The organism is Amycolatopsis melonis (genome assembly GCF_040064235.1).
Classification (GTDB): domain Bacteria; phylum Actinomycetota; class Actinomycetes; order Mycobacteriales; family Pseudonocardiaceae; genus Amycolatopsis; species Amycolatopsis melonis.
Genome location: NZ_JBDZYD010000004.1, coordinates 466,847 through 485,833, shown reverse-complemented (window position 1 = coordinate 485,833; position 18,987 = coordinate 466,847). Strand labels below are relative to the sequence as shown.

Below are 18,987 nucleotides of genomic sequence, written 5' to 3'. Positions count from 1 at the left end.
ACTCCGGCCGAATGGACCACAGCAAGGCACCGGTGCTGGAAGCGCTGCGCGACTACCACCGCGCCGGGTACGTTCCGTTCAACGCCCCGGGTCACAAGCAGGGGCGGGGCATCGATCCGCGGGTGCTCGACGTCGTCGGTGCCGACGTCTTCAAGTCCGACGTCATCGCGCTCAACGGCCTCGACGACCGCCTGATGCGCCAGGGTGTGCTGGCCGAAGCGCAGGAGCTGATGGCCGACGCGGTCGGCGCCGACCACACGTTCTTCTCGACCTGCGGCAGCTCGCTGTCGGTCAAGAGCGCGATGCTCGCCGTCGCCGGCCCGCACGAGAAGCTGCTGGTGCCGCGGCACGTCCACAAGTCGGTGATCTCCGGCCTGATCGTCAGCGGGGTCCAGCCGGTGTGGGTGCGGCCGCGCTGGGACGCCGGGCAGCACCTCACCCACCCGCCGGGCGTCCGCGAGTTCCAGGAGGCCTGCGAGCGCGATCCCGAGGTGAAGGGCGCCCTGATGGTGACGCCCACCGACTACGGGACGTGCGGGGACATCCGGGCCGTCGCGGAGTACTGCCACGAGCAGGGCATCCCGCTGATCGTGGACGAGGCATGGGGCGCGCACCTGCCCTTCCACGGCGACCTGCCGCCCTGGGGCATGTACGCCGGCGCCGACGTGTGCGTGACGAGCGTGCACAAGATGGGGGCCGCGGTCGAGCAGAGCTCGGTCTTCCACCTCCAGGGCGACCGCGTCGACCCGAACGTGCTGAAGGCCCGCGAGGACCTGCTCGGCACGACGAGCCCGAGTTCACTGGTGTACGCCGCCCTCGACGGGTGGCGGCGGCAGATGGCCGAGCACGGCAAGGAACTGCTGAGCAGCGCGCTGGAGCTGGTGACGTCGGTCCGCGAGCGGCTGGCCGGGCTCGGCCTGACCGTGCTGTACGACGAGTTCCTCGGCCCGGACCTGGCCGACTCGGCCGACCCGTTCAAGGTGGTGCTCGACCTCGCCCCGCTGGGCATCAGCGGCTACCAGGCCGCCGACTGGCTGCGCGCCGAGCAGCGCGTCACCGTCGGGCTGTCCGACCACCGCCGGATCGTCGCCCAGTTCAACCACTCCGACGACGAGGAAACCGCGGGCACGCTCGTCGACGCGCTCGACGCGCTGGTGAAGGCCGCGCCGTCGTTCGAGAAGCCGCCGGCGGTGCAGATCCCGCCGCCGCACGAATTCGAGCTGGAAACGGCGATGCTGCCGCGCGACGCGTTCTTCGGCCCGGCGGAACAGGTTTCCGTCGACGAGGCACCGGGACGCATCGCGGCGGAGATGATCACGCCATACCCGCCCGGGGCACCCGGCGTCCTGCCCGGCGAGGTGATCACCCGGCCGATCCTCGACTACCTGCGCAGCGGCCTGAAGGCGGGCATGGAACTGCCCGACCCCGCCGACTCGAAACTGGAGTCGGTCCGGGTCGTCGCCAAGCGCTGAAAGGCGCTTTCGTCTCATGCCGTGCAGCGAAAGGGACTTTCGTCGCGCCAGACGCAACGAAAGTCCCTTTCGGCTCAGGCCTTGGCGCTCTGGAGTTTCAGCGGGTCCTTCGGCGCGTCGGCGCGGGCGTCGATCATCCGCTGCCCGAGTTCCTGCAGCCGCTTGCGGCCCATGGCCGAGCGGACCTCGGGGAACCACTCGTCCTCTTCTTCCTCGACGTGGTGGCGGACGTTCTCGGTGAGCACGGTGACCTTCGCGTCGAACGTCTCGTCCTTCGGGTCCAGCCCGGCCAGCTCCGAGAGCATCCACACGACGACGTGGTGCTCCTCCACGCTTTCCAGGACGTGGTCCTTGGTCTCCGGCACGGCTTCGCGCGCGGCGGGGTAGAAGATCTCTTCCTCGATGTAGGCGTGCACCGTCAGCTCTTCGATGATCGAGTCGGCGATCCGGCGCTTCTCGTCGTACGCGTCCTCCCCCGCCTTTTCGAATTCCTTGAACAGCTTCTCCACGGTCTTGTGGTCGTTCTTCAGCAGCACGATCGCGTCGGTCGACATCGGTGTCCTCACGGTGTGGCCAGGTCCCGCAGGGCGACCTGGGAGTTCTCCAGTTCCTTCGTCATCAGCAGGGCCACGGTCCTGGCGTGCGCCAGCGCCCGCGCGGCCTCGCCCACCGAGTCCCACGTCGCCTCGACCGGGTCGCCGCCGCCCCGGCGGACCACCCGGCCGGACAGCAGGCCGTCCTCCAGCCGGCCCTGCAGGGCGGGCAGCAGGTGGGTGAGGTCGGCGGCCAGCAGCCGCAGGGCGCCGAGCACCCGGTACATCTCCGCCGGGGAATCGAGCTCGCCGTCGCCCACGCAGCGCGACAGCCGGCGCACGGTCGCCCCGGCGTCGGCGGCCAGCAGCGACGGCGAAGACGCGGTACTCGGGTTCATGCCCGGCCGAATACCCCGTCGCCGCAGGGGGAAACGCCGTTTGCCCGACCGGGTGGCCGGGTATCCGGCGGGCCCCGACCTCCAGGAGAGCACCTTTGAACGAACAGACCGGCGAGGTGCTGACGTTCGGCATCGAAGAGGAGTTCTTCGTCGTCGACCGCCACGGCCACCTGTCGCAGGCAGGCGACGACGTCGTCGACGCCGCCGAAGCGGCCGCCGACGACCAGGGCGAGCTGCAGCACGAGCTCACCCGGTCCCAGGCCGAGGCCGCCACCGACGTCTGCCACACCCACACCGAGGCCCTCCGGCAGCTCCGCGGGCTGCGCGAGGACCTGGCGCGGGCCGCGCGGCGGCGCGGGGTGCGGCTGCTGCCCGCCGGGTCGCCGACACTGTCCGAAGCGGACCCGCCGCGGATCACGCCGAACCCGCGCTACGAGCGGATGGCCGTGCACTTCGGCGCCACCGCACGGACTTCGCTCACCTGCGGCTGCCACGTCCACGTCGCGATCCCCGGCAAGGAAACCGGGATCGAGGTGCTCAACTGGGTCCGGCCGTGGCTGCCCGCCCTGCTCACGGTGACCGCGAACTCGGCGGTCGCCGACGGCTACGACACCGGCTACTGCAGCTGGCGCTACCAGCAGTGGAGCCGGTGGCCGTCGGCGGGCCCGCCGCCGCGGTTCGCGTCGCTGGACGAGTACGAGAGCATCGTCGACGCCTGGCTGCGCGCGGGCTCGATCCTCGACCGCGGGATGATCTACTGGGACGTCCGGCTGTCGGAGAAGCAGCCGACGCTGGAGTTCCGCATCGCCGACGTCGCCGCGGCCCCGGAGGAAGCGGTCCTGCTCGGCGTGCTGGCCCGCGGCCTGGTCGCGACCGCGCTGGCCGACGGCGGTCCCCCGGCCCCGCTGCCGAACGAGGTGCTGCGCGCCCAGCTCTGGCGGGCGTCGCGGGAAGGCGTGCTCGGCTGCTGCCCGCACCCGAAGACCGGCGACCTGGCCCCGGCGAAGGCGGTACTCGAGGACCTGGTCGCGCTGACGTCGGCGGCCCTCGAAACGGCGGGCGACCTGGAGTTCGCCCGCGAGGGCCTGGCCCGCCTGGCATCCGACGGCGGCGGCGCGGACCGCCAGCGCCGCCGGTTTGCCGAGCGGCAGCGCGCCGAGGACGTGGTCGACCTGCTCACCGGCAGCTAGTCTGCCGCGGCTTGTCGTGAGTGAGAAACAGTGTTCTAACGCTGTTTCTCACTCACGACCGCGGAGCGGCGGCGACTCGAGCCGGTCCAGCAGGCGGAGCGCGCGGATCGCGGGCCGCGAGCGGCCGGGGTCGAGGACGAGGTGGACGCCGGCGGCTTCGGCGTGGCGGTGGGCGCGCAGCAGGACCCGCAGGCCCGCCGCGCCGAGGAAGCGGACGTTGCCCAGGTCGATGCGCAGGACGCCGGGGCGGGCACGCAGGTGCTCGTCCAGCACCCTGGCCAGCCCGGCCACCGTGCCCAGGTCGACGTCGCCGCCGAGCTGCACCACCACCGCTTCGGGGCTCTTCCAGCGGACCTGGCTCTCCAGCGGGGCGTCCGAGGGCGCGCGGGGTGAGGGGAGCCGGTGCGTCCGCGTCACGGGGAGCGGACGCTTGTGTGTGGTCATGCGGGCGAGGTACCCCGGCCCGGACGACAGTGAAACAAGACACGCATTTCCGCGACCGGAACGGGTATCCGCGGCGGGCGCCGCGCGGAAGGAGCCCCCCATGGCCGACGGCCCGCCCACGATGGGCGTCGAAGAGGAGTTCCTCCTCGTGAATCCCCGTACCGGGCACGCGTCGCCGTGCGCCGAGCCGGTGCTCGCCCGGTACCGCCACCACGGCCCGCTCCCCGACGGGGTCCGGGTGCACCGCGAGCTGCGGCTGACGCAGATCGAGGCCGCCACCGGCGTCTGCACCACCGCCGGGGAGCTGCGCCGGCACCTGACGACGGCGCGGCGCGTGCTGGCCGGGGCCGCGGCGGCCGAGGACTGCGCGCTGCTGGCCACCGGCACGCCGGTCGGGCCCGGGCCGGCCACGGCCCCGCCCGCGGCCGAGGGCCGGTACGCCGAGATCGACGCCGCCTACGGCGCGGTGGTCGCCGACTACGAAGCCTGCGGGTGCCACGTCCACGTCGGGGTCCCCGATCCCGACACCGCGGTCGCCGTCGTCAACCACCTCGGCCGGTGGCTGCCGACGTTGCTGGCGCTGTCGGCCAACGCGCCGTTCGACCACGGGCGCGACACCGGCTACCACAGCTGGCGGATGGTGCTGCAGTCCCGCTTCCCCGGCTCGGGCATCGCGCCGCACCTGGCCGGGCACGCCGAATACCGCCGGGCCGTCGAGACCCTGGTGGACTGCGGCGCGCTCGTCGACCCGGACCAGACGTTCTGGCTGGCCCGCCCGTCCGGCCGGTTCCCGACGGTCGAGTTCCGCGTCGCCGACACCGCGCTCACCGTCGACCACGCCGTGCTGCAGGCCCTGCTGAGCCGGGCACTGGTGCAGAGGGCGCTGGCCGATCTCGCCGCGGGCCGGGAAGCCGAGCCGGTGTCACCGCAGGTGGCCGCCGCGGCGGTGTGGGCCGCGGCGCGGCACGGCCTCGCCGGCGAGCTGGTCGACGTCGCCGGGCAGCGGCGCCGTCCCGCGTGGTCGCTGGTCGAGGACCTGCTGGCGCACGTGCGGGACCAGCTCGGGGAAAGCGGTGACCTGGCCGAGGTCGAGGCCCTGCTCGCGGCGGTGCGCGCCGACGGCACCGGGTCCGTGCGGCAGCGCGAGGTGGCCGGGCGCGGGACGGCGGCCGCGGTGCGGTGGCTCACCGCGCAGACCGTGCCGCCGAGGCATGGAACGCTGCGCACCGGGTAGCCCTCGGTCATGACGACCTCCACCCCCGCCCGGGCGGCCGCCCTGCCCGCCGCCCGCGGCCCGCTGTCGGAGTCGGTGCTGGGCACGCTCCTGCGCGAACACCCGCGGGCGGACCTGGGCTTCGACGGGCTGGCCGACGCCGACCCGCTCGGCGACGACCTCCAGCTGGCCCTGCACCTGTGCTACGAGCTGCACTACCAGGGCCTGCCGGGCGTGTCCCCCGACTGGGAGTGGGACCCGGAGCTGCTGCGCCTGCGCGGCGCATTGGAAGCACGTTTCCTCGCGACACTCCGGGAAAGCGTGCCGGGCGGCGACGACGTCTCCGCCGAACTCGACGCGCTGCTGGTCGAGCCGCTGGACGCCGAAGGGGTGTCGCACTTCCTGCGCGACCACGGCGACTGGACGCAGGTGCGCGAGTACTTCGTGCACCGTTCGATCTACCACCACAAGGAGGCCGACCCGCACGCGTGGGTGATCCCGCGGCTGCGCGGGCGGGCCAAGGCGGCGCTGGTGGCGGTGGAGTTCGACGAGTTCGGCGGCGGCCGCGCGGAGTTTGTGCACGCCCGGCTCTTCGCCGATCTGCTGCGGGCCGCGGGCCTGCCGGACGGCTACCTGGAGCTGATCGACCACGCACCCGGGTCGATGCTGGCCGTGGTCAACATGATGTCGCTGTTCGGGCTGCACCGGTCGCTGCGTGGCGCGCTGTGCGGTCACTTCGCGGCCGCGGAGATCACCACCGCGCCGTCGGCGCACCGGATGGACCAGGCCCTGCAGCGTCTCGGCGCGCCAGAGGCGTGCCGGTTCTTCTACACCGAGCACATCGAAGCCGACGCAGTCCACGAGCAGGTGATGCGCCACGACGTGCTCGGCGACCTGCTGGAGCAGGAGCCGGAACTGGCCGCGGACGTCGTGTTCGGCATCCAGGCGACCGAGTTCCTGGAAGGACGCTTCGGCGAGCAGGTGCTGAGCCGCTGGAAGGCCGGGGAATCCTCGCTGCGGCTGCCCCTCGGCCTCGGCTGAGGGGTCAGCCCTCCTGGGTGCGCACCCGCTTGCGGTGGCTGGTGTCGCAGAACGGGAACCGCTTGCTCCGCCGGCACGCGCACACCGCGACGAGGAACCGGTCCGAGCGCACGACTTCCCCGTCGGGCGTGCACAGCTCGACCGGTCCTTCCACGAGGACCGGCCCGCCCGGCACGACGGTCACCCGGCGCGGGCCGCGCTCACCGGACGGCACGCAGCACCACCAGCTCTTCCCAGCGCTGCCCCGGCGCGATCAGCCCGGCCGACTCCAGGAACGCCGTCCGTCCGGAAAGGACCGGTCCGAACGGGATCCGCACGCGGCGCACGACCGACGTCTGCATTCCTTGCGCAGTCAGCATTTCCGCCGACTTGTCCACATCGGACAGTGTGGATTGGACGATCAGCATCGTCCCACCCGGGCGCAGGAGCGCACCGGCGGCCGTGCACAGCGGGTCCAGCACCGCGCGGCCGTCGGGTCCCGCGTCCCAGCCGCGGGTCGACCGGACCGCCGCCCGGGGCGCCGGCACGTACGGCGGGTTCGCCACGACGACGTCGAACGGGCCTTCGCGCAACGCCGTCGTGAGGTCGCCGCGGCAGGGACGCACCGCGAGCTGCCGCAGCAGGGCGTTGAGCCGCGCCGAAACCAGGGCCCGGCGCGAAAGGTCCACCGCCAGCACGGTGCGCGCGCCGCGGCGGGCCAGGGTGATCGCCTGCGCGCCGGTGCCGGTGCAGAGGTCCAGTGCCCGCGCGCCGTCCGGGATCGCCAGGTCGGCGATCGCCGCGGCGAGCAGTGCGGTGTCCTCCTGCGGGCGGTAGACGCCGGGCAGCCGCAGCATCCACGGCGCGGGCGGCACGGGCCGGGCGGCCAAGGGGCCCGGGCGGACGGGTTCCGCCGACGTGGTCATCTCGGTCTCCTTCACCTCGCCGCGGTCCCGGCGCGATCGCCGTGGGACATCCGCGTGCTCCGGGCTACCCGCCGAAGATCGCCGCAAACACCGGGGTTCAACGGTCCGTGACCGGGTATCCCGTCCGGAAAGGACCGAACGAGAGGAGGCCCGCCATGACGTCCGAGGAGCGCACCCAGCACCCGACCGAGCCTGCGGAAGGCGCACGCGGCGACGACCCGCACGGCGACACACCGGAAGCCCAGCGCGAGACGATCCGCGGTGAGCAGGGCACGTCCAGCGGTGACAAGCACGACGACACCGACCCGCAGTCGGGCTGACCCACCGACTACCGAAGGGCACTTTCCCCGCAGCTGGTGCAGGGAAAGTGCCCTTCAGCGCGTCTGAGGTCAGCGCACGTCGTCGAACTCGAACCGCAGCGCGTCCACGCACGCCTCGTACTTCTGCACCATTTCGTGCTCGGTGTGGCCCGCCACGAACAGGTGTGCCAGCTCGAAGCTGTAGCTGTCCTGCTCCGGCAGGTCGGACAGCCGCTGCCCCGCCTCCGGGATGATCTCGATCTGCGTGCCGTCGATGCGGTCGGTGATGGCCGCGATCTCCTCCGGGGTCGGCACGCGCGTCACGACGCCGTCCTCGAAGCGGCGCAGGTACCACTTGCCCGCGATCTGGTAGGTCCCCTTGCGCGGACGGCGTCCCGGGTCCTGGCCGAGGCCGAGGCGCACCATGATCTCGTGGTTGGCGACGCCGTCGACGAACTCGAACAGCTCCGCGTGCGACTGCGAGTGCCGCGGGTTGATCTCCAGCAGGCACACCTGGCCCGACTCGGGGTCGCAGAAGAACTCGATGCTGAAGGTGCCGTTGTCGAAGCCGATCTGCTTCATCACCCGCTCGGCGACGTCCCGCATCCGCTGCACCGCTTCCTCGCCCAGCTGCGACGGGTACTGGTGGCGCAGGAACGACGAGCTGTCCGGGTAGTTGATCGAGTCGAGGGCGCCGTACACGACGACTTCGCCGTTGTACACGTATCCCTCGACCGCCGCCTGGACGCCGTGCAGCGCCTCTTCGGCCAGGCACGCCGCCCCGCCCACCCGCGCGATCTCCGGCGGCAGCTGCACCTGCTCCAGGACGTACCCGAACGGCTCCCCCACCCGGCCGACGCCGGCCCTGATCTCGGCGACGGCGTCGGCGAACTCGGCTTCGTTCTCCGCCTTGAACGCCAGTTCCGAGGAGAACGACTTGACCGGCTTGAGCCACATCGGGAAGCCGACGCCCTCCGGCGGGGCCGGGTGCTCGTCGTCGAGGTCGACGATGCCGAAGTTGGGCAGCTCGTCGATCACTTTTCTCTGCTCCAGGCGGCTCCAGTACTTGTGCTCGCACTTCAGCACCGCCTCCAGCGACACGCTGGGCAGGCCGTAGCGGCCGCACAGGATCGGGACGAGCGACGCCGCCGGGAAGTCCCAGTAGCTGACGATCGCGCCGATTTCGCCGTCGAACGCGTCCAGTTCGTGCTGCGCCGTCTTCAGCAGCGCTTCGAAGTCGATGTCGCCGTGCTGCAGTTCTTCGGGGCTCAGCAGGCCGTGGAACCGGTAGCTGCCTGCCCAGGGCAGGCGGTCCAGCACCCGCTGGTTCTCCTCGTCCAGGCCGATCACGAAGATGTCGGTACTCATGCGCACCGGCTACCCCCGCCGCCGAGCGGCCGAAACGGGCCGGATGGCCGGTTTGACCCGCGCCGGAACGGGCATCCGCAGGCATGCTGGCCCTGCTTGAACCCCTGTCCCTGTGGGTCGACACCGCACCCGCCCCGGACCGCACCGGGGTGCCCGTGCCGGAGTCGGCGGACGTCGCGGTGCTCGGTGCGGGCATCGCCGGGCTCACCACCGCGCTGCTGCTCGCCCGCGGCGGCCGGTCGGTCGTCGTGCTGGAGGCCGAGCGGGTCGCCGCCGGGGTGTCCGGCCACACCACCGCGAAGGTCAGCGCCCAGCACGGCGCGAAGTACGCGGACCTGACGTCCCGGCACGGCACGGGAGCGGCGAAGGCCTACGCCGGCACGCAGGCGGCGGCGCTGGAGTGGATGGCCGCCACGGCCGCCGAGCTGGGCATCGACTGCGGCTTCACCCGCGCCGACAGTTACGTCTACACCACGCGCGAGAAGTCGGTGGATTCGCTGAAGCGCGAGGCGGACGCCGCGGCGGCCGCGGGCCTGCCCGCGTCGTTCACCGAAGACGTCCCGCTCGATGTGCCCGCGCTCGGCGCCGTCCGGACCACCGGGCAGGCCCACTTCCATCCCCGCCGCTGGCTGCTCGGCCTGGCCGCCGAGATCGAGCGGGCGGGCGGCACGATCGTCGAGAACGCGCGCGCGACCGCGCTGAACGGCCAGACCGTCCGGACCTCGCGCGGCGACGTCGCGGCGGGCGAGGTCGTCGTCGCGACCCACTACCCGATCCTCGACCGCGGCCTGTACTTCGCCCGGCTGGATCCCCTGCGCGACCTCGTCGTGGCGGGCCCGGCGGCCGGGAACGCGGCCCCGGACGGGATGTTCCTCGACGCCGACACCCACCATTCCGTGCGCGCGTACACCGAGCAGGGCAAGCCGATGGTGATCGCCGGCGGCGAGCACTACCGCGTCGGCGCGCACGTCAACGTCGAGCGCCGGTACGGGCGGCTCGCGGAGTGGGCGGACGCACACGCGGGCCTGCACCGGGTGACCCACCGCTGGTCCGCGCACGACATGTCCACTGTGGACCTGATGCCGTATGTGGGGCGGTACCTGCCTGGCACGAAGAACCTGTGGGTGGCCACCGGATTCGGCCAGTGGGGCATGACCGGCGGCACGGCGGCCGGGCACATCCTCGCGGCCCGGATCCTCGGCGAGCCGCACCCGGCCGCGGACCTGTTCGACCCCAACCGCTTCGACCCGCGTTCGGTGCTGGAACTGGCCCAGGACAACCTGACCGTGGCGAAGTACCTGGTCGGCGACCACGTCGCGGCGCTGTGGCGCTCGGAGAAGCTCGACGACCTGCAGCCGGGTGAGGCGGAGGTGCTGCGGGTGGGCGGCGAGCTGGTCGCCGCGCACCGCGACCAGGCGGGGCAGCTGCACACCGTGGGCGCGCACTGCACCCACCTCGGCTGCCTGGTGTCGTTCAACGACGCGGAAAAGACGTGGGACTGCCCCTGCCACGGGTCGCGCTTCGGCGTCGACGGCGAAGTGATCCAGGGCCCGGCGGTCCGCCCGCTGCGCCGCGGCCCCGCCTGATGCGGCACTTTCCCGTGAAAGTGCCGCATCAGGCGCGAGTCAGCCGGCGGCGAGCTTCTTGCCCGCGTCGTAGAGCAGGTGCAGGGCGTCGGCGACGCCGACCGCGGTCAGCACCGTGGCCACCAGCCGCGTCGGGCGCGGCGCGATGACCAGGCCCGCCGCCAGGCCGGTGCCGACCCAGACGTTCAGGCAGAACGGGCACGACACCAGCTCGCCGACCGCGTGCTCGGCGTGGCCCTTGCCGGGGACGGACTCGTTCAGCTCGTCCTCGCCCGCCGGCTCCTCGTACCGGGTGAACGGCGCGCGCAGCGGGCTGGTCACCGCGTCCTTGGCCAGCAGGCGGCTGGCCTTGAACGTCGCCGCGCCGAGCAGGACCGTGTCGCCGGCACCGAACCGGCCCGGCAGCCGGGCGCCGAGGGCGCGGCCGAGCAGCGTCAGCCCGCCGACGAGGGCGCCGTAGACCCCCATCGCGCCGACGTACCCGGCCAGCGGCCGGTCGGACTCCCCGGCGTAGTCGCGCTGGACCTGCTTCGCCTTCTCCGTGACGTCCTTGACCACGCTCATGCGTCCGCCGATCCGGGCTCGCTCAGCTTGCCCTGCTGCTTCGCCTTGGCCGCGTCCGGCAGCACGCGCGAGGCGGCCGCCTGGAGCTTGTTCTTCGTGCCGGCGACGACCTTGTCCTTGCCTGCCATCAGCGCTTCGAACCCGGCCTCGGCGACCTCGGCCGGGGAGTCCTTGGGCCCGGCGCCCAGCTTGGTGTCCTCCATGTCCGCCCGCTCGAAGAACCCGGTGTCGGTCGGGCCGGGCAGCAGGGCCGTCACGGTGACGCCCTTGTCCTTGACCTCGGCCCGCAGGCCTTCGGAGAACGAGGTCAGGAACGCCTTCGAAGCGGCGTAGACGGCCTGGTACGGGCCCGGCGAGGTGCCGGCGACCGAGGAGGTGAACAGCACGCGGCCGTGCCCGCGCCCGACCATGCCGGGCACCACCCGCTTGGCCAGGTGCACGGCCGAGCGGACGTTCAGGTCGACGACGGTGAGCTGGTCTTCGAGGCGGGTGTCGCCGGCGAACTCGCCGTTCACGCCGACCCCGGCGTTGACGGCCAGCGCCTCGACCGGGCGGCCGGCCAGCCGCCCGACCAGCTGTTCCACGCCCTCGGGGTCGGCAAGGTCGGCGCGCACCGCCTCGACCTGCGCCCCGCACGCGCGGACCTCCTGCGCGGCCGCGTCGAGTCCGGCGTCCTCGGCGGCGACCACGACGTCGAAGTCGTGCCGGGCGAACTGCTTCGCCAGCTCGAGCCCGATCCCGCCGGACGCGCCGGTGACGACGGCCAGCGGCCTGGTTGCGGTGGTCATCCGTGCTCCTTCCGGTGCTTTCCGCCTCGCGTACCCGCCGCGGCGGGCGGCAATCATGGTTTCCCGGTACGCGGGGCGGGTATTTCGCGGCGGTGGGACGCACCAGACTCCGGCGCAGTGACCTGCGCGGCCCCGGCATCCGGCGGATCCGCCGTGGCCGCGGGTTCTCCTACGCCATGCCCGACGGCTCGCCGGTCAGCGACCCCGAGCTGCTGGACCGGATCAAGGGCCTGGTCATCCCGCCGGCGTGGCGCAACGTGTGGATCTGCCCTCACCCGAACGGGCACATCCAGGCGGTCGGCACCGACGACGCCGGGCGCCGCCAGTACCTCTACCACGAGCAGTGGCGGCGCGAGCGCGACGAGGAGAAGCACGACCGCGTGCTGGCGATGGCCCGGCGGCTGCCCGCGTGGCGGGCGTCGGTCGAGGCCGACCTGACCGGGAGCGGGCTGACGAAGAAGCGGGTGCTGGCGGCGGCGCTGCGGATGCTCGACCGCGGCATCTTCCGCACCGGCGGCGAGGAGTACGCGGAGGAGAACGGCACCCACGGCGTCGCGACGCTGCTGCGCGAGCACGCGGCGGTCCGCGGCGACGAGTGCCGGTTCTGCTACGTCGCCAAGGGCGGCATCGACCGCGAGGTGGCGATCCACGACGCGGCGCTGGCGGCCGTGGTGAAGTCCCTGCTGCGCTGCCGGTCCGGCAGCGACCGGCTGCTGGTCTACCGCGAAGGCGGCACCTGGCACGAGGTCCACGCGGCGGACGTCAACGAGCGGTTCAAGGAGCTGGCAGGCGAGGACTGCACGGCCAAGGACCTGCGCACGTGGACGGCAACGGTCCTGGCGGCGGCCGCGTTCGCCGCGGCCGACCCGCCGACGTCCGAAACCGCCCGCAAGCGCGCGGAGGCGGGCGTGATGAAGGAGGTGTCGAAGGCACTGGGCAACACACCGGCGGTGTGCCGGTCGTCCTATGTGGACCCCAGGCTGGTGGAGGCGTACCGGGGAGAGCGCACGATCGCCCCGGCCCTCAAGCGCGCGGCCCGCCTCGAGGGCGACGAGGCACGGGCGGTCCTGGAGAAGGCGTGCGCCCGCCTGCTGAAGACGTCCGGTTGAAGATCGCCCGCACGGGGAACCCGGGGTGTCCGACGTCCGGCGAGCGGCAGGGGGCACGGTGAGTGAACGTCAATCCATCCGAACGTGTACTGGCCCGCGCCCCCGCGGGTCGGGGACCCTGGAATCGATGAGTGCGGAATCCTCTCCGGTGCGCTGGCGCGCCTCGATCGGCCTGGCAGTCGGCGGCGACGGCCCGGTCTCGGCCATCGTCGAGTCCGAGCACGGGAGTGAAGGATCGGCGCGTGAGTGGATCGAGCGCAAGCTGCCGCGCACGAGGTTCCCGGCATGGATCCCGGCGGCCCGCCGCGCGGACGGGGTCGAGCTGTTCGGCCGGGTGGCCCGCGGCCGCGTGGTGACCGGACGGCTGGTGCCGACGTGGGAGTCGGACTCGGGAGCGGTATGGCACGCCGACCGGGCCGGTGACCGGGTGCAGTGGCGTCGCTGCTCGGCTGAGGATCGCTGAGCTTCCTGACCGGTCTCGGCTGGGGGCGGGTGGGTTTCCCGCCTCGGGCCGGGCCGCGCTCGCCCCGGGCCAGCCCGGTCTCGCCCCGGACCTGGCCGGTCCCGCCCCGGGCCAGCCCGGTCCCGCCCCGGACCTGGCCGGTCCCGCCCCGGGCCAGCACGGTCCCGCCCCGGGCCAGCACGGCCTCGCCTAGGGACCGGGCCGGTCTCGCCTCGGGTCAGCGCAGTCTCGCCTGGGTCCGGCACGGTCCCGCCTCGGGCCGGACCGGTCTCGCCTACTGCCGGACCGGTCTCGCCTACTGCCGGGCCGGTCTGGCTGCAGCCGGGCGACCACCGCTGACCTGCGGTCCCGGTCCGGACGGCGACCGGTTCCTGCGCCAGGCTCCTTCAACAGGTTCCTTCGCCGGGCTCCCGTGGCTCCGCGCCAACGCCCCAATGTGGCCTTCGGTGCGTTCAACGCACCCAAGGCGGCCTTCGGTGCGTCCAACGCAACCAACGCCACATTGGGCCGCTCCCCCACGCCCCGGCAACCCGGCGAGTCAGTTCGGGCCGACGTCCGTGCGCAGCAGGCAGAACTCGTTGCCCTCCGGGTCCTGTAACACCACCCAGGACTCCGTGCCGTCCTGGCCGACGTCCTTCGGGCGGGCTCCCAGGGCCGTCAGGCGGGCCAGTTCCTCCTCCTGCGTGGTGCCCGCCGGGCTCACGTCCAGGTGGAGGGGCAGCTTGCCCACCCTCGGGTTGTCCGACTGGGCCAGGATCAGCGTCGGCGGGCCCTCGCCGAAGCGAGCCCCTGGGACGCCCAGCTCCAGGCCGTCGGGCTCGTGGCCCACCACCTCGTAACCCAGCACCGGGCACCAGAACTCGGCCAGCCGGTCGGGGTCACGGCACTCCAGCACCAGCTCGGTGATCCGGCAGGCCATCCGCTCACTTCCGTTCCGACTCCGCCACCGCCGCGGCTTCGTCGTCGTCCATTGCCTTCGTGTCCCGCGGCGGCAGGAACGGCTCCGCCTGGTCCTCCTCGTGCCCCGCTTCGAGCTTGCGGCCGCGGGCCAGCTCCGCGTCCAGCTCGGCCCCCAGCAGCAGCGCGAGGTTGGAGATCCACAACCATACAAGGAACACGATCACGCCCGCGAGCGAACCGTACGTCTTGTTGTACGACCCGAAATTGGCCACGTACAACGCAAACCCGGCCGACGCCAGCACCCACAGCAGCACCGCCAGCAGCCCGCCCGGGGTCAGCCACCGGAAGCCCGGCTGGCGGACGTTCGGCCCCACCCAGTACAACAGCGCGAACGCCAGGCTCACCAGCACCGCGATCACCGGCCACTTCGCGATCTCCCACACCAGGACGCCGGTGGAGCCGAGGCCGATCAGGTCGCCGAGGCGGCGGGCCACCGTGCCCGTTGCCACCACGCCCAGCGCGCACGCCGCCAGCAGCACCACGATCCCGACCGTCAGCGCCACCCGCAACGGCAGCAGCTTCCAGAGCGGACGGCCCTCCGGCATGCCGTAGATCGCGTTCGACGCCCTCATGAACGCGCCGATGTACCCCGACGCCGACCACAGCGCGCCCAGCAGGCCGAGGATCGCCAGCGGGCCGGCCAGGCTGCGCGAGCCCGTCAGCTCGCGGATCGCGCCGACCAGGATGTCCTTGCCCTGACCGGGGACGACCTCGCTGACGTTGTCGATCACCGCCTGGATCTTGTCCGGGCCCAGCAGGCCGAGGAGCGCGGTGAGCACGATGATGCCCGGGAACAGCGACAGCACGCCGTAGTAGGTGAGCGCGGCCGCCCAGTCGGTCAGGTTGTCCCGGCCGAACTGCTTGAACGTCCGTTTGAGCACCGCACCCCACGAGCGCTTCGACAGCTCTGCCGGTCCTTCGGGTTCCTTCTGCCGCCTGGCCACGTCGCCACCTCCTGCCGCGTCGGCGCGGGCATACCCCGTCCGGTGGTGGGTATTCCTGTTCTGCCCGAGACCAGGAGGAAACCGTGAGCGAAGTCAGCCGCGTCATCGACGCACCGCCCGAGGCCGTGTTCGCCGTACTCGCCGACGGCTGGCTCTACGCCGGCTGGGTGGTCGGCAGCTCGCACATCCGCGACGTCGACGCGAACTGGCCCGCGGTGGGCTCGCGCATCCACCACAGCGTGGGCCCATGGCCCCTGCACGTCCAGGACGTCACGGTGGTGCGCGCGGTCGAGCCGGGCCTGTCCCTGTCCCTGGAAGCCCGCGGCTGGCCACTGGGCGCCGCGGCGGTCGGCCTGACGCTCGTCCCGCACCCCGACGGCCGGACGCTGGTCCGGATGACCGAGCACATCATCCGCGGCCCGGGCAAGATCCTGCCCGACGCACTGCAGGCGCTCATCGCCAAGCCGCGCAACACCGAGTCCCTGGCCCGCCTCGCCGACCTGGTCACCGGCAAGCACACCCGCGCCGCCGATCCCAAGCCGTGAATGGCTCATTCACGGACTCTAGGCCCGTGAATGAGCCATTCACGGAACTGCCCGAGCGGGAGCAGACGGCGAGGGGCGCGGAGGGGGCAGCGCGGCACGGGGCAGGGCGCGGCCGCGGCACCGCACGGCGCGGGGCGGCGTGGCACGGCATGGGGCGGCGCGGGCAGCACCGCACGCGGCGGCGTGGCACGGGGCGGGACGGCGCGCGGCACGAGGCGGCACCGCACGGCACGGCACGGCACAGCGCGGGGCGGCGCGGCACGGCGCAGGGCGGCGGGCGCGGGCACGGCGCAGGGGCGCGGCACGGCGGGCACGGGGCGGCGCGGCACGGGGCGGCACGGGCGGCCGCGGGACCGCACGGCGCTGGGCGGCGTGGCACCGCATGGGGCGGCGCGGGCAGCACCGCACGCGGCGGCGTGGCACGCGGCAGGGCGGCGCACGGCACGGCACAGCGCCCGAAGCAACGCAGACCGGAGTCAGCTATAAATCGCCCGGTGCGCGGCCCGGATGACAGCCGCATACCCGTTACCGAGACGGCCCGCCCGGGCCAAAGCCGCGCGGGCCGCGTTGGCTCCCGGGCCGCCGTGGACCGCTCCGCCCGGGTGGGCCGATGCTCCCGCCAGATACAAGCGGTCCACCGGGGTGTCCGCGCGGCCGATGCCCGGGACCGGGCGGAAGAACAGCTGCTGGTGGATGGCCGCCGTGCCGCCGTTGACCGCGCCGCCGATCAGGCCTGGGTTGTGGCCCTCCAGCTCTGCCGGGCCCTGGATGTAGCGGCTCTTGATCAGGCTCGTGAAGCCGGGTGCGTTCGCCTCGACCGTCTCCTCGATCCGGCGGGCGCGTCGTTCGAGGGCCGCTCGGTTCTCCATCGTCCCACGGGGCACGTGCGTGTACGCCCACGCCGATTCCGTGCCCGCCGGTGAGCGCGACGGGTCCGTCGTCGTCATCTGGCCGAACAGCAGGAACGGACGACGCGGTGTGCGGCCGCGGACCAGCTCGCTGCCGAACGCCGACAGGCCGTCCAGGTCCGCGCCGAGGTGCAGGGTGCCCGCGCCGCGGGCCGCTTCGGCCGTCCACGGGACCGGGCCCGACAGTGCCCAGTCCACCTTCACCGTTCCGCTGTCCCACTCGAACCGGCCCAGGTCCTCCAGCAGCCGCGGCGGCAGCCACTCCGCGTCGACCAGCGAGCCGTACAGCACCGGCGCGGGGACGTCGGCGAGCACGGCCTTGCGGGCGCGCACCGGGTCACCGGCCGCGTCGCGGACGCCCATCGCGCGGCCGCCCGCGACGAGCACCTCGCGCACCGGACGTCCACAGTGGACCTTCCCGCCGCGGGACTCCAGGCGCCGCACCAGTGCCGCCGTCAGCTCTCCCGCGCCGCCCGCCGGGACCGGGAATCCCTCGTCCTGGCCGATCATCGCCATCAGCCAGCCGAACACCGCGCTGCCCGCGTTGTCCACCGAAAGGTCGCTGTGCGCGGCGTTCCCGGCCAGCAGCAGCTTCGCACCCTCGCCGCCGAACAGCTCGTCGCCGAACCGGCGTGCCGGCAGCGTCAGCATCCGCGCCAGGCGCAGTGCGTCGCCGGTTCCCGTGCGGCGCAACAGCTTCAGTCCCGGGCGCACCGGCGGGAACGGCGCGAACAGCGCGTCCAGCAGCGGTTCGCGGACCTGCCGCCACTGCTCGAACAGCCGCCGCCACGCGTCGCCGTCGCCCGGGGCGAACTGCTCGACCGACGCCGCCGTGCGGTTGATGTCGCGGGACAGCACCGCGCACCGGTCGTCCGGGAACACGTGCGCGAGGACGTCGGGGGCGTGCCGCCAGCTCAGGCCGTGTTCCTCCAGCCGCAGGCCGCGGATCGCCGGGGACACCGCGCTCATCGGGTAGAACGCGCTGAACAGGTCGCTGCGGAACCCCGGCTCGGTGACCTCGGCGGTGCGGACCGCGCCGCCGGCGTGCGGCGTCGCCTCCAGGACCAGCACCGACCAGCCCGCGTCGGCGAGCAGGTTCGCCGCCACCAGGCCGTTGTGCCCCGCCCCGACCACCACGGCGTCGACGGCTTCGGTACTCACTCCGGCCTCCCGGGTTCAGGCTTGCGACTGGTGACTCGGCCCGACCCGGCTCAGCGAGCGGAGCCGGGCCACGACCCCGTCACGGCGCGGCGGGGCCAGCGGCGCGCTCGCCGCCCCCGCACCCGACCGGAGCCCGGCGACGAGGTCGGCGAGCGCGGACGCGGCGTCATACCGAGGTTGCCAGCCCAGCGCGGTCTCCGCCAGCGTGGTGTCGGCGAGCGCGGCACGGTCGGCCAGCTCCAGCCAGCCGGGATGCGCGGGCAGGGCCCCGCTCGCCCAGGCCGCGCGGACGGCCAGGCGCGCCAGCGGGCGCGGCACGGGGAGCCGGGAACCGCCGAGGATCGCGGCCAGCGCGTCGGCGTCGAGGATCTCGGGCGCGGCCAGGTTGACCGCGCCGGTGAAACCACGGCCGAGGATCAGCCGGATCGCCTCGGCGACGTCGGAGGTGTGCACGGCCTGGGCCCGCAGGCCGGTCCACAGCGGAACCGGCAGCCGCCCGCCGGCGATCCGGGCAGGCAGCACCGGGTCCAGCAGCCAGCGCGCGAACTGCCCGGCCGCCTGCCGGTGCACGATCGCGCACGGCCGGATCCGGGCCACGCCGACCTCCGGATGCCGCCGCGCGAAGCGGTCGAGCAGGGTTTCCAGCGCGGCCTTGCCGCGGCTGTACGCGCTGTGCGCGATGCCGTCGCACGGCCAGTCCTCGGTGACCTTCCGCCAGCGCGGCGCGGGCCCGTACGCGGCCACCGACGACGCCACGACCAGGTGCGGCACCCCGGCGGCGGCCGCCGCGGCGAGCACGTGCCGGGTGCCGTGGTCGTTGGTGCGCCACATCGGCGGGTCGCGACGCGCCGGCGAGATCGCCCACGCCAGGTGGACGACGGCGTCGGCGCCCTCGAACAACCCGGTGAGTTCCCGGTCCGCGCCGGGAAGGCCGACGTCGAGGGCCTGCCAGGCGGCCCGGTGGTACGGCTCGGCCGCCGGATCGGGCAGGCGCCGCGCGCAGCCGACGACGTCGCAGGCCGGGTCGAGGGCGGCCAGCAGCGCCGTCCCGACGTTGCCGGTCGCCCCCGTGACCACGATGCGCACGCGCCCTCCC

Annotated in this window: 21 protein-coding genes; 9 read left to right on the top strand and 12 right to left on the bottom strand. The window is 73.6% G+C overall.

Annotation, left to right across the window (positions count from 1 at the left end):
* Positions 1–11 precede the first annotated feature (11 nt).
* Complete coding sequence (locus tag ABJI51_RS13185; protein ID WP_348950555.1) at positions 12–1,472, top strand: aminotransferase class I/II-fold pyridoxal phosphate-dependent enzyme; 1,461 nt, start codon at positions 12–14, stop codon at positions 1,470–1,472.
* A gap of 74 nt (positions 1,473–1,546) precedes the next feature.
* On the opposite strand, the gene ABJI51_RS13180 is transcribed toward ABJI51_RS13185, so the two are convergent.
* Entirely contained in the window at positions 1,547–2,026 is a 480-nt protein-coding gene (locus ABJI51_RS13180; RefSeq protein ID WP_348950553.1) for a hemerythrin domain-containing protein, read from the bottom strand.
* Between the two features lie 8 nt (positions 2,027–2,034).
* Positions 2,035–2,403 (bottom strand): hypothetical protein, encoded by a 369-nt coding sequence (locus ABJI51_RS13175; protein ID WP_348950551.1) that lies wholly within the window; start codon positions 2,401–2,403, stop codon positions 2,035–2,037.
* A 95-nt stretch (positions 2,404–2,498) separates the two neighbouring features.
* On the opposite strand from ABJI51_RS13175, the gene ABJI51_RS13170 reads away from it, so the two are divergent.
* Positions 2,499–3,593, top strand: a complete 1,095-nt coding sequence (locus ABJI51_RS13170) for a carboxylate-amine ligase (RefSeq protein WP_348950549.1) — start codon at positions 2,499–2,501, stop codon at positions 3,591–3,593.
* A 48-nt stretch (positions 3,594–3,641) separates the two neighbouring features.
* Here ABJI51_RS13170 and ABJI51_RS13165 read toward each other — a convergent pair whose 3' ends face one another.
* The gene (locus tag ABJI51_RS13165; protein ID WP_348950548.1) at positions 3,642–4,037 is read right to left on the bottom strand and encodes an STAS domain-containing protein; all 396 of its coding nucleotides are present in this window, start codon (positions 4,035–4,037) and stop codon (positions 3,642–3,644) included.
* A 100-nt stretch (positions 4,038–4,137) separates the two neighbouring features.
* On the opposite strand from ABJI51_RS13165, the gene ABJI51_RS13160 reads away from it, so the two are divergent.
* Complete coding sequence (locus ABJI51_RS13160) at positions 4,138–5,271, top strand: carboxylate-amine ligase (protein WP_348950546.1); 1,134 nt, start codon at positions 4,138–4,140, stop codon at positions 5,269–5,271.
* A gap of 9 nt (positions 5,272–5,280) precedes the next feature.
* Positions 5,281–6,291, top strand: a complete 1,011-nt coding sequence (locus ABJI51_RS13155) for an iron-containing redox enzyme family protein (protein WP_348950544.1) — start codon at positions 5,281–5,283, stop codon at positions 6,289–6,291.
* A 4-nt stretch (positions 6,292–6,295) separates the two neighbouring features.
* Here the strand turns inward: ABJI51_RS13155 and ABJI51_RS13150 are convergent, their stop codons facing one another.
* Together ABJI51_RS13150 and ABJI51_RS13145 are read right to left on the bottom strand one after the other, a co-directional pair.
* Positions 6,296–6,505: a CDGSH iron-sulfur domain-containing protein gene (locus tag ABJI51_RS13150; protein WP_348950543.1), complete on the bottom strand. Its 210-nt coding sequence runs from the start codon at positions 6,503–6,505 to the stop codon at positions 6,296–6,298.
* A complete protein-coding gene (locus tag ABJI51_RS13145) occupies positions 6,492–7,196 on the bottom strand; it encodes a HemK2/MTQ2 family protein methyltransferase (RefSeq protein ID WP_348950541.1) in 705 nt (234 codons plus the stop codon). The genes ABJI51_RS13150 and ABJI51_RS13145 overlap by 14 nt, the downstream gene beginning before the upstream one ends.
* A gap of 155 nt (positions 7,197–7,351) precedes the next feature.
* Here ABJI51_RS13145 and ABJI51_RS13140 point away from each other — a divergent pair, with 155 nt between their 5' ends.
* Positions 7,352–7,516 carry a hypothetical protein gene (locus ABJI51_RS13140; protein ID WP_348950539.1) on the top strand — a complete coding sequence of 55 codons (165 nt, stop codon included), beginning with the start codon at positions 7,352–7,354 and terminating at the stop codon, positions 7,514–7,516.
* A gap of 69 nt (positions 7,517–7,585) precedes the next feature.
* Here ABJI51_RS13140 and ABJI51_RS13135 read toward each other — a convergent pair whose 3' ends face one another.
* Entirely contained in the window at positions 7,586–8,863 is a 1,278-nt protein-coding gene (locus ABJI51_RS13135; protein ID WP_348950537.1) for an ATP-grasp domain-containing protein, read from the bottom strand.
* Between the two features lie 83 nt (positions 8,864–8,946).
* On the opposite strand from ABJI51_RS13135, the gene ABJI51_RS13130 reads away from it, so the two are divergent.
* Positions 8,947–10,449 carry an FAD-dependent oxidoreductase gene (locus ABJI51_RS13130; RefSeq protein WP_348950536.1) on the top strand — a complete coding sequence of 501 codons (1,503 nt, stop codon included), beginning with the start codon at positions 8,947–8,949 and terminating at the stop codon, positions 10,447–10,449.
* 39 nt (positions 10,450–10,488) lie between these two features.
* Here ABJI51_RS13130 and ABJI51_RS13125 read toward each other — a convergent pair whose 3' ends face one another.
* Positions 10,489–11,013, bottom strand: coding sequence for a DUF1360 domain-containing protein (locus tag ABJI51_RS13125; RefSeq protein ID WP_348950534.1), 525 nt, complete (start codon positions 11,011–11,013; stop codon positions 10,489–10,491).
* Entirely contained in the window at positions 11,010–11,801 is a 792-nt protein-coding gene (locus tag ABJI51_RS13120) for an SDR family NAD(P)-dependent oxidoreductase (protein ID WP_348950532.1), read from the bottom strand. Before ABJI51_RS13120 ends, ABJI51_RS13125 begins: the two co-directional genes overlap by 4 nt.
* 92 nt (positions 11,802–11,893) lie before the next feature.
* On the opposite strand from ABJI51_RS13120, the gene ABJI51_RS13115 reads away from it, so the two are divergent.
* Together ABJI51_RS13115 and ABJI51_RS13110 are read left to right on the top strand one after the other, a co-directional pair.
* Entirely contained in the window at positions 11,894–12,910 is a 1,017-nt protein-coding gene (locus ABJI51_RS13115) for a DNA topoisomerase IB (RefSeq protein WP_348950530.1), read from the top strand.
* Between the two features lie 127 nt (positions 12,911–13,037).
* Complete coding sequence (locus ABJI51_RS13110; protein ID WP_348950528.1) at positions 13,038–13,373, top strand: hypothetical protein; 336 nt, start codon at positions 13,038–13,040, stop codon at positions 13,371–13,373.
* Between the two features lie 538 nt (positions 13,374–13,911).
* Here ABJI51_RS13110 and ABJI51_RS13105 read toward each other — a convergent pair.
* Both ABJI51_RS13105 and ABJI51_RS13100 read right to left on the bottom strand, forming a co-directional pair.
* The gene (locus ABJI51_RS13105; protein WP_348950526.1) at positions 13,912–14,292 is read right to left on the bottom strand and encodes a VOC family protein; all 381 of its coding nucleotides are present in this window, start codon (positions 14,290–14,292) and stop codon (positions 13,912–13,914) included.
* 4 nt (positions 14,293–14,296) lie between these two features.
* Positions 14,297–15,277: a YihY/virulence factor BrkB family protein gene (locus ABJI51_RS13100; protein ID WP_348950524.1), complete on the bottom strand. Its 981-nt coding sequence runs from the start codon at positions 15,275–15,277 to the stop codon at positions 14,297–14,299.
* Positions 15,278–15,360: 83 nt separating this feature from the next.
* Here ABJI51_RS13100 and ABJI51_RS13095 point away from each other — a divergent pair, with 83 nt between their 5' ends.
* Entirely contained in the window at positions 15,361–15,822 is a 462-nt protein-coding gene (locus tag ABJI51_RS13095) for an SRPBCC family protein (RefSeq protein ID WP_348950522.1), read from the top strand.
* 476 nt (positions 15,823–16,298) lie between these two features.
* Here the strand turns inward: ABJI51_RS13095 and ABJI51_RS13090 are convergent, their stop codons facing one another.
* Positions 16,299–17,891, bottom strand: coding sequence for a phytoene desaturase family protein (locus tag ABJI51_RS13090; protein WP_348950520.1), 1,593 nt, complete (start codon positions 17,889–17,891; stop codon positions 16,299–16,301).
* A 15-nt stretch (positions 17,892–17,906) separates the two neighbouring features.
* Positions 17,907–18,977, bottom strand: a complete 1,071-nt coding sequence (locus ABJI51_RS13085; protein WP_348950518.1) for an NAD-dependent epimerase/dehydratase family protein — start codon at positions 18,975–18,977, stop codon at positions 17,907–17,909.
* Between the last annotated feature and the right edge of the window lie 10 nt (positions 18,978–18,987).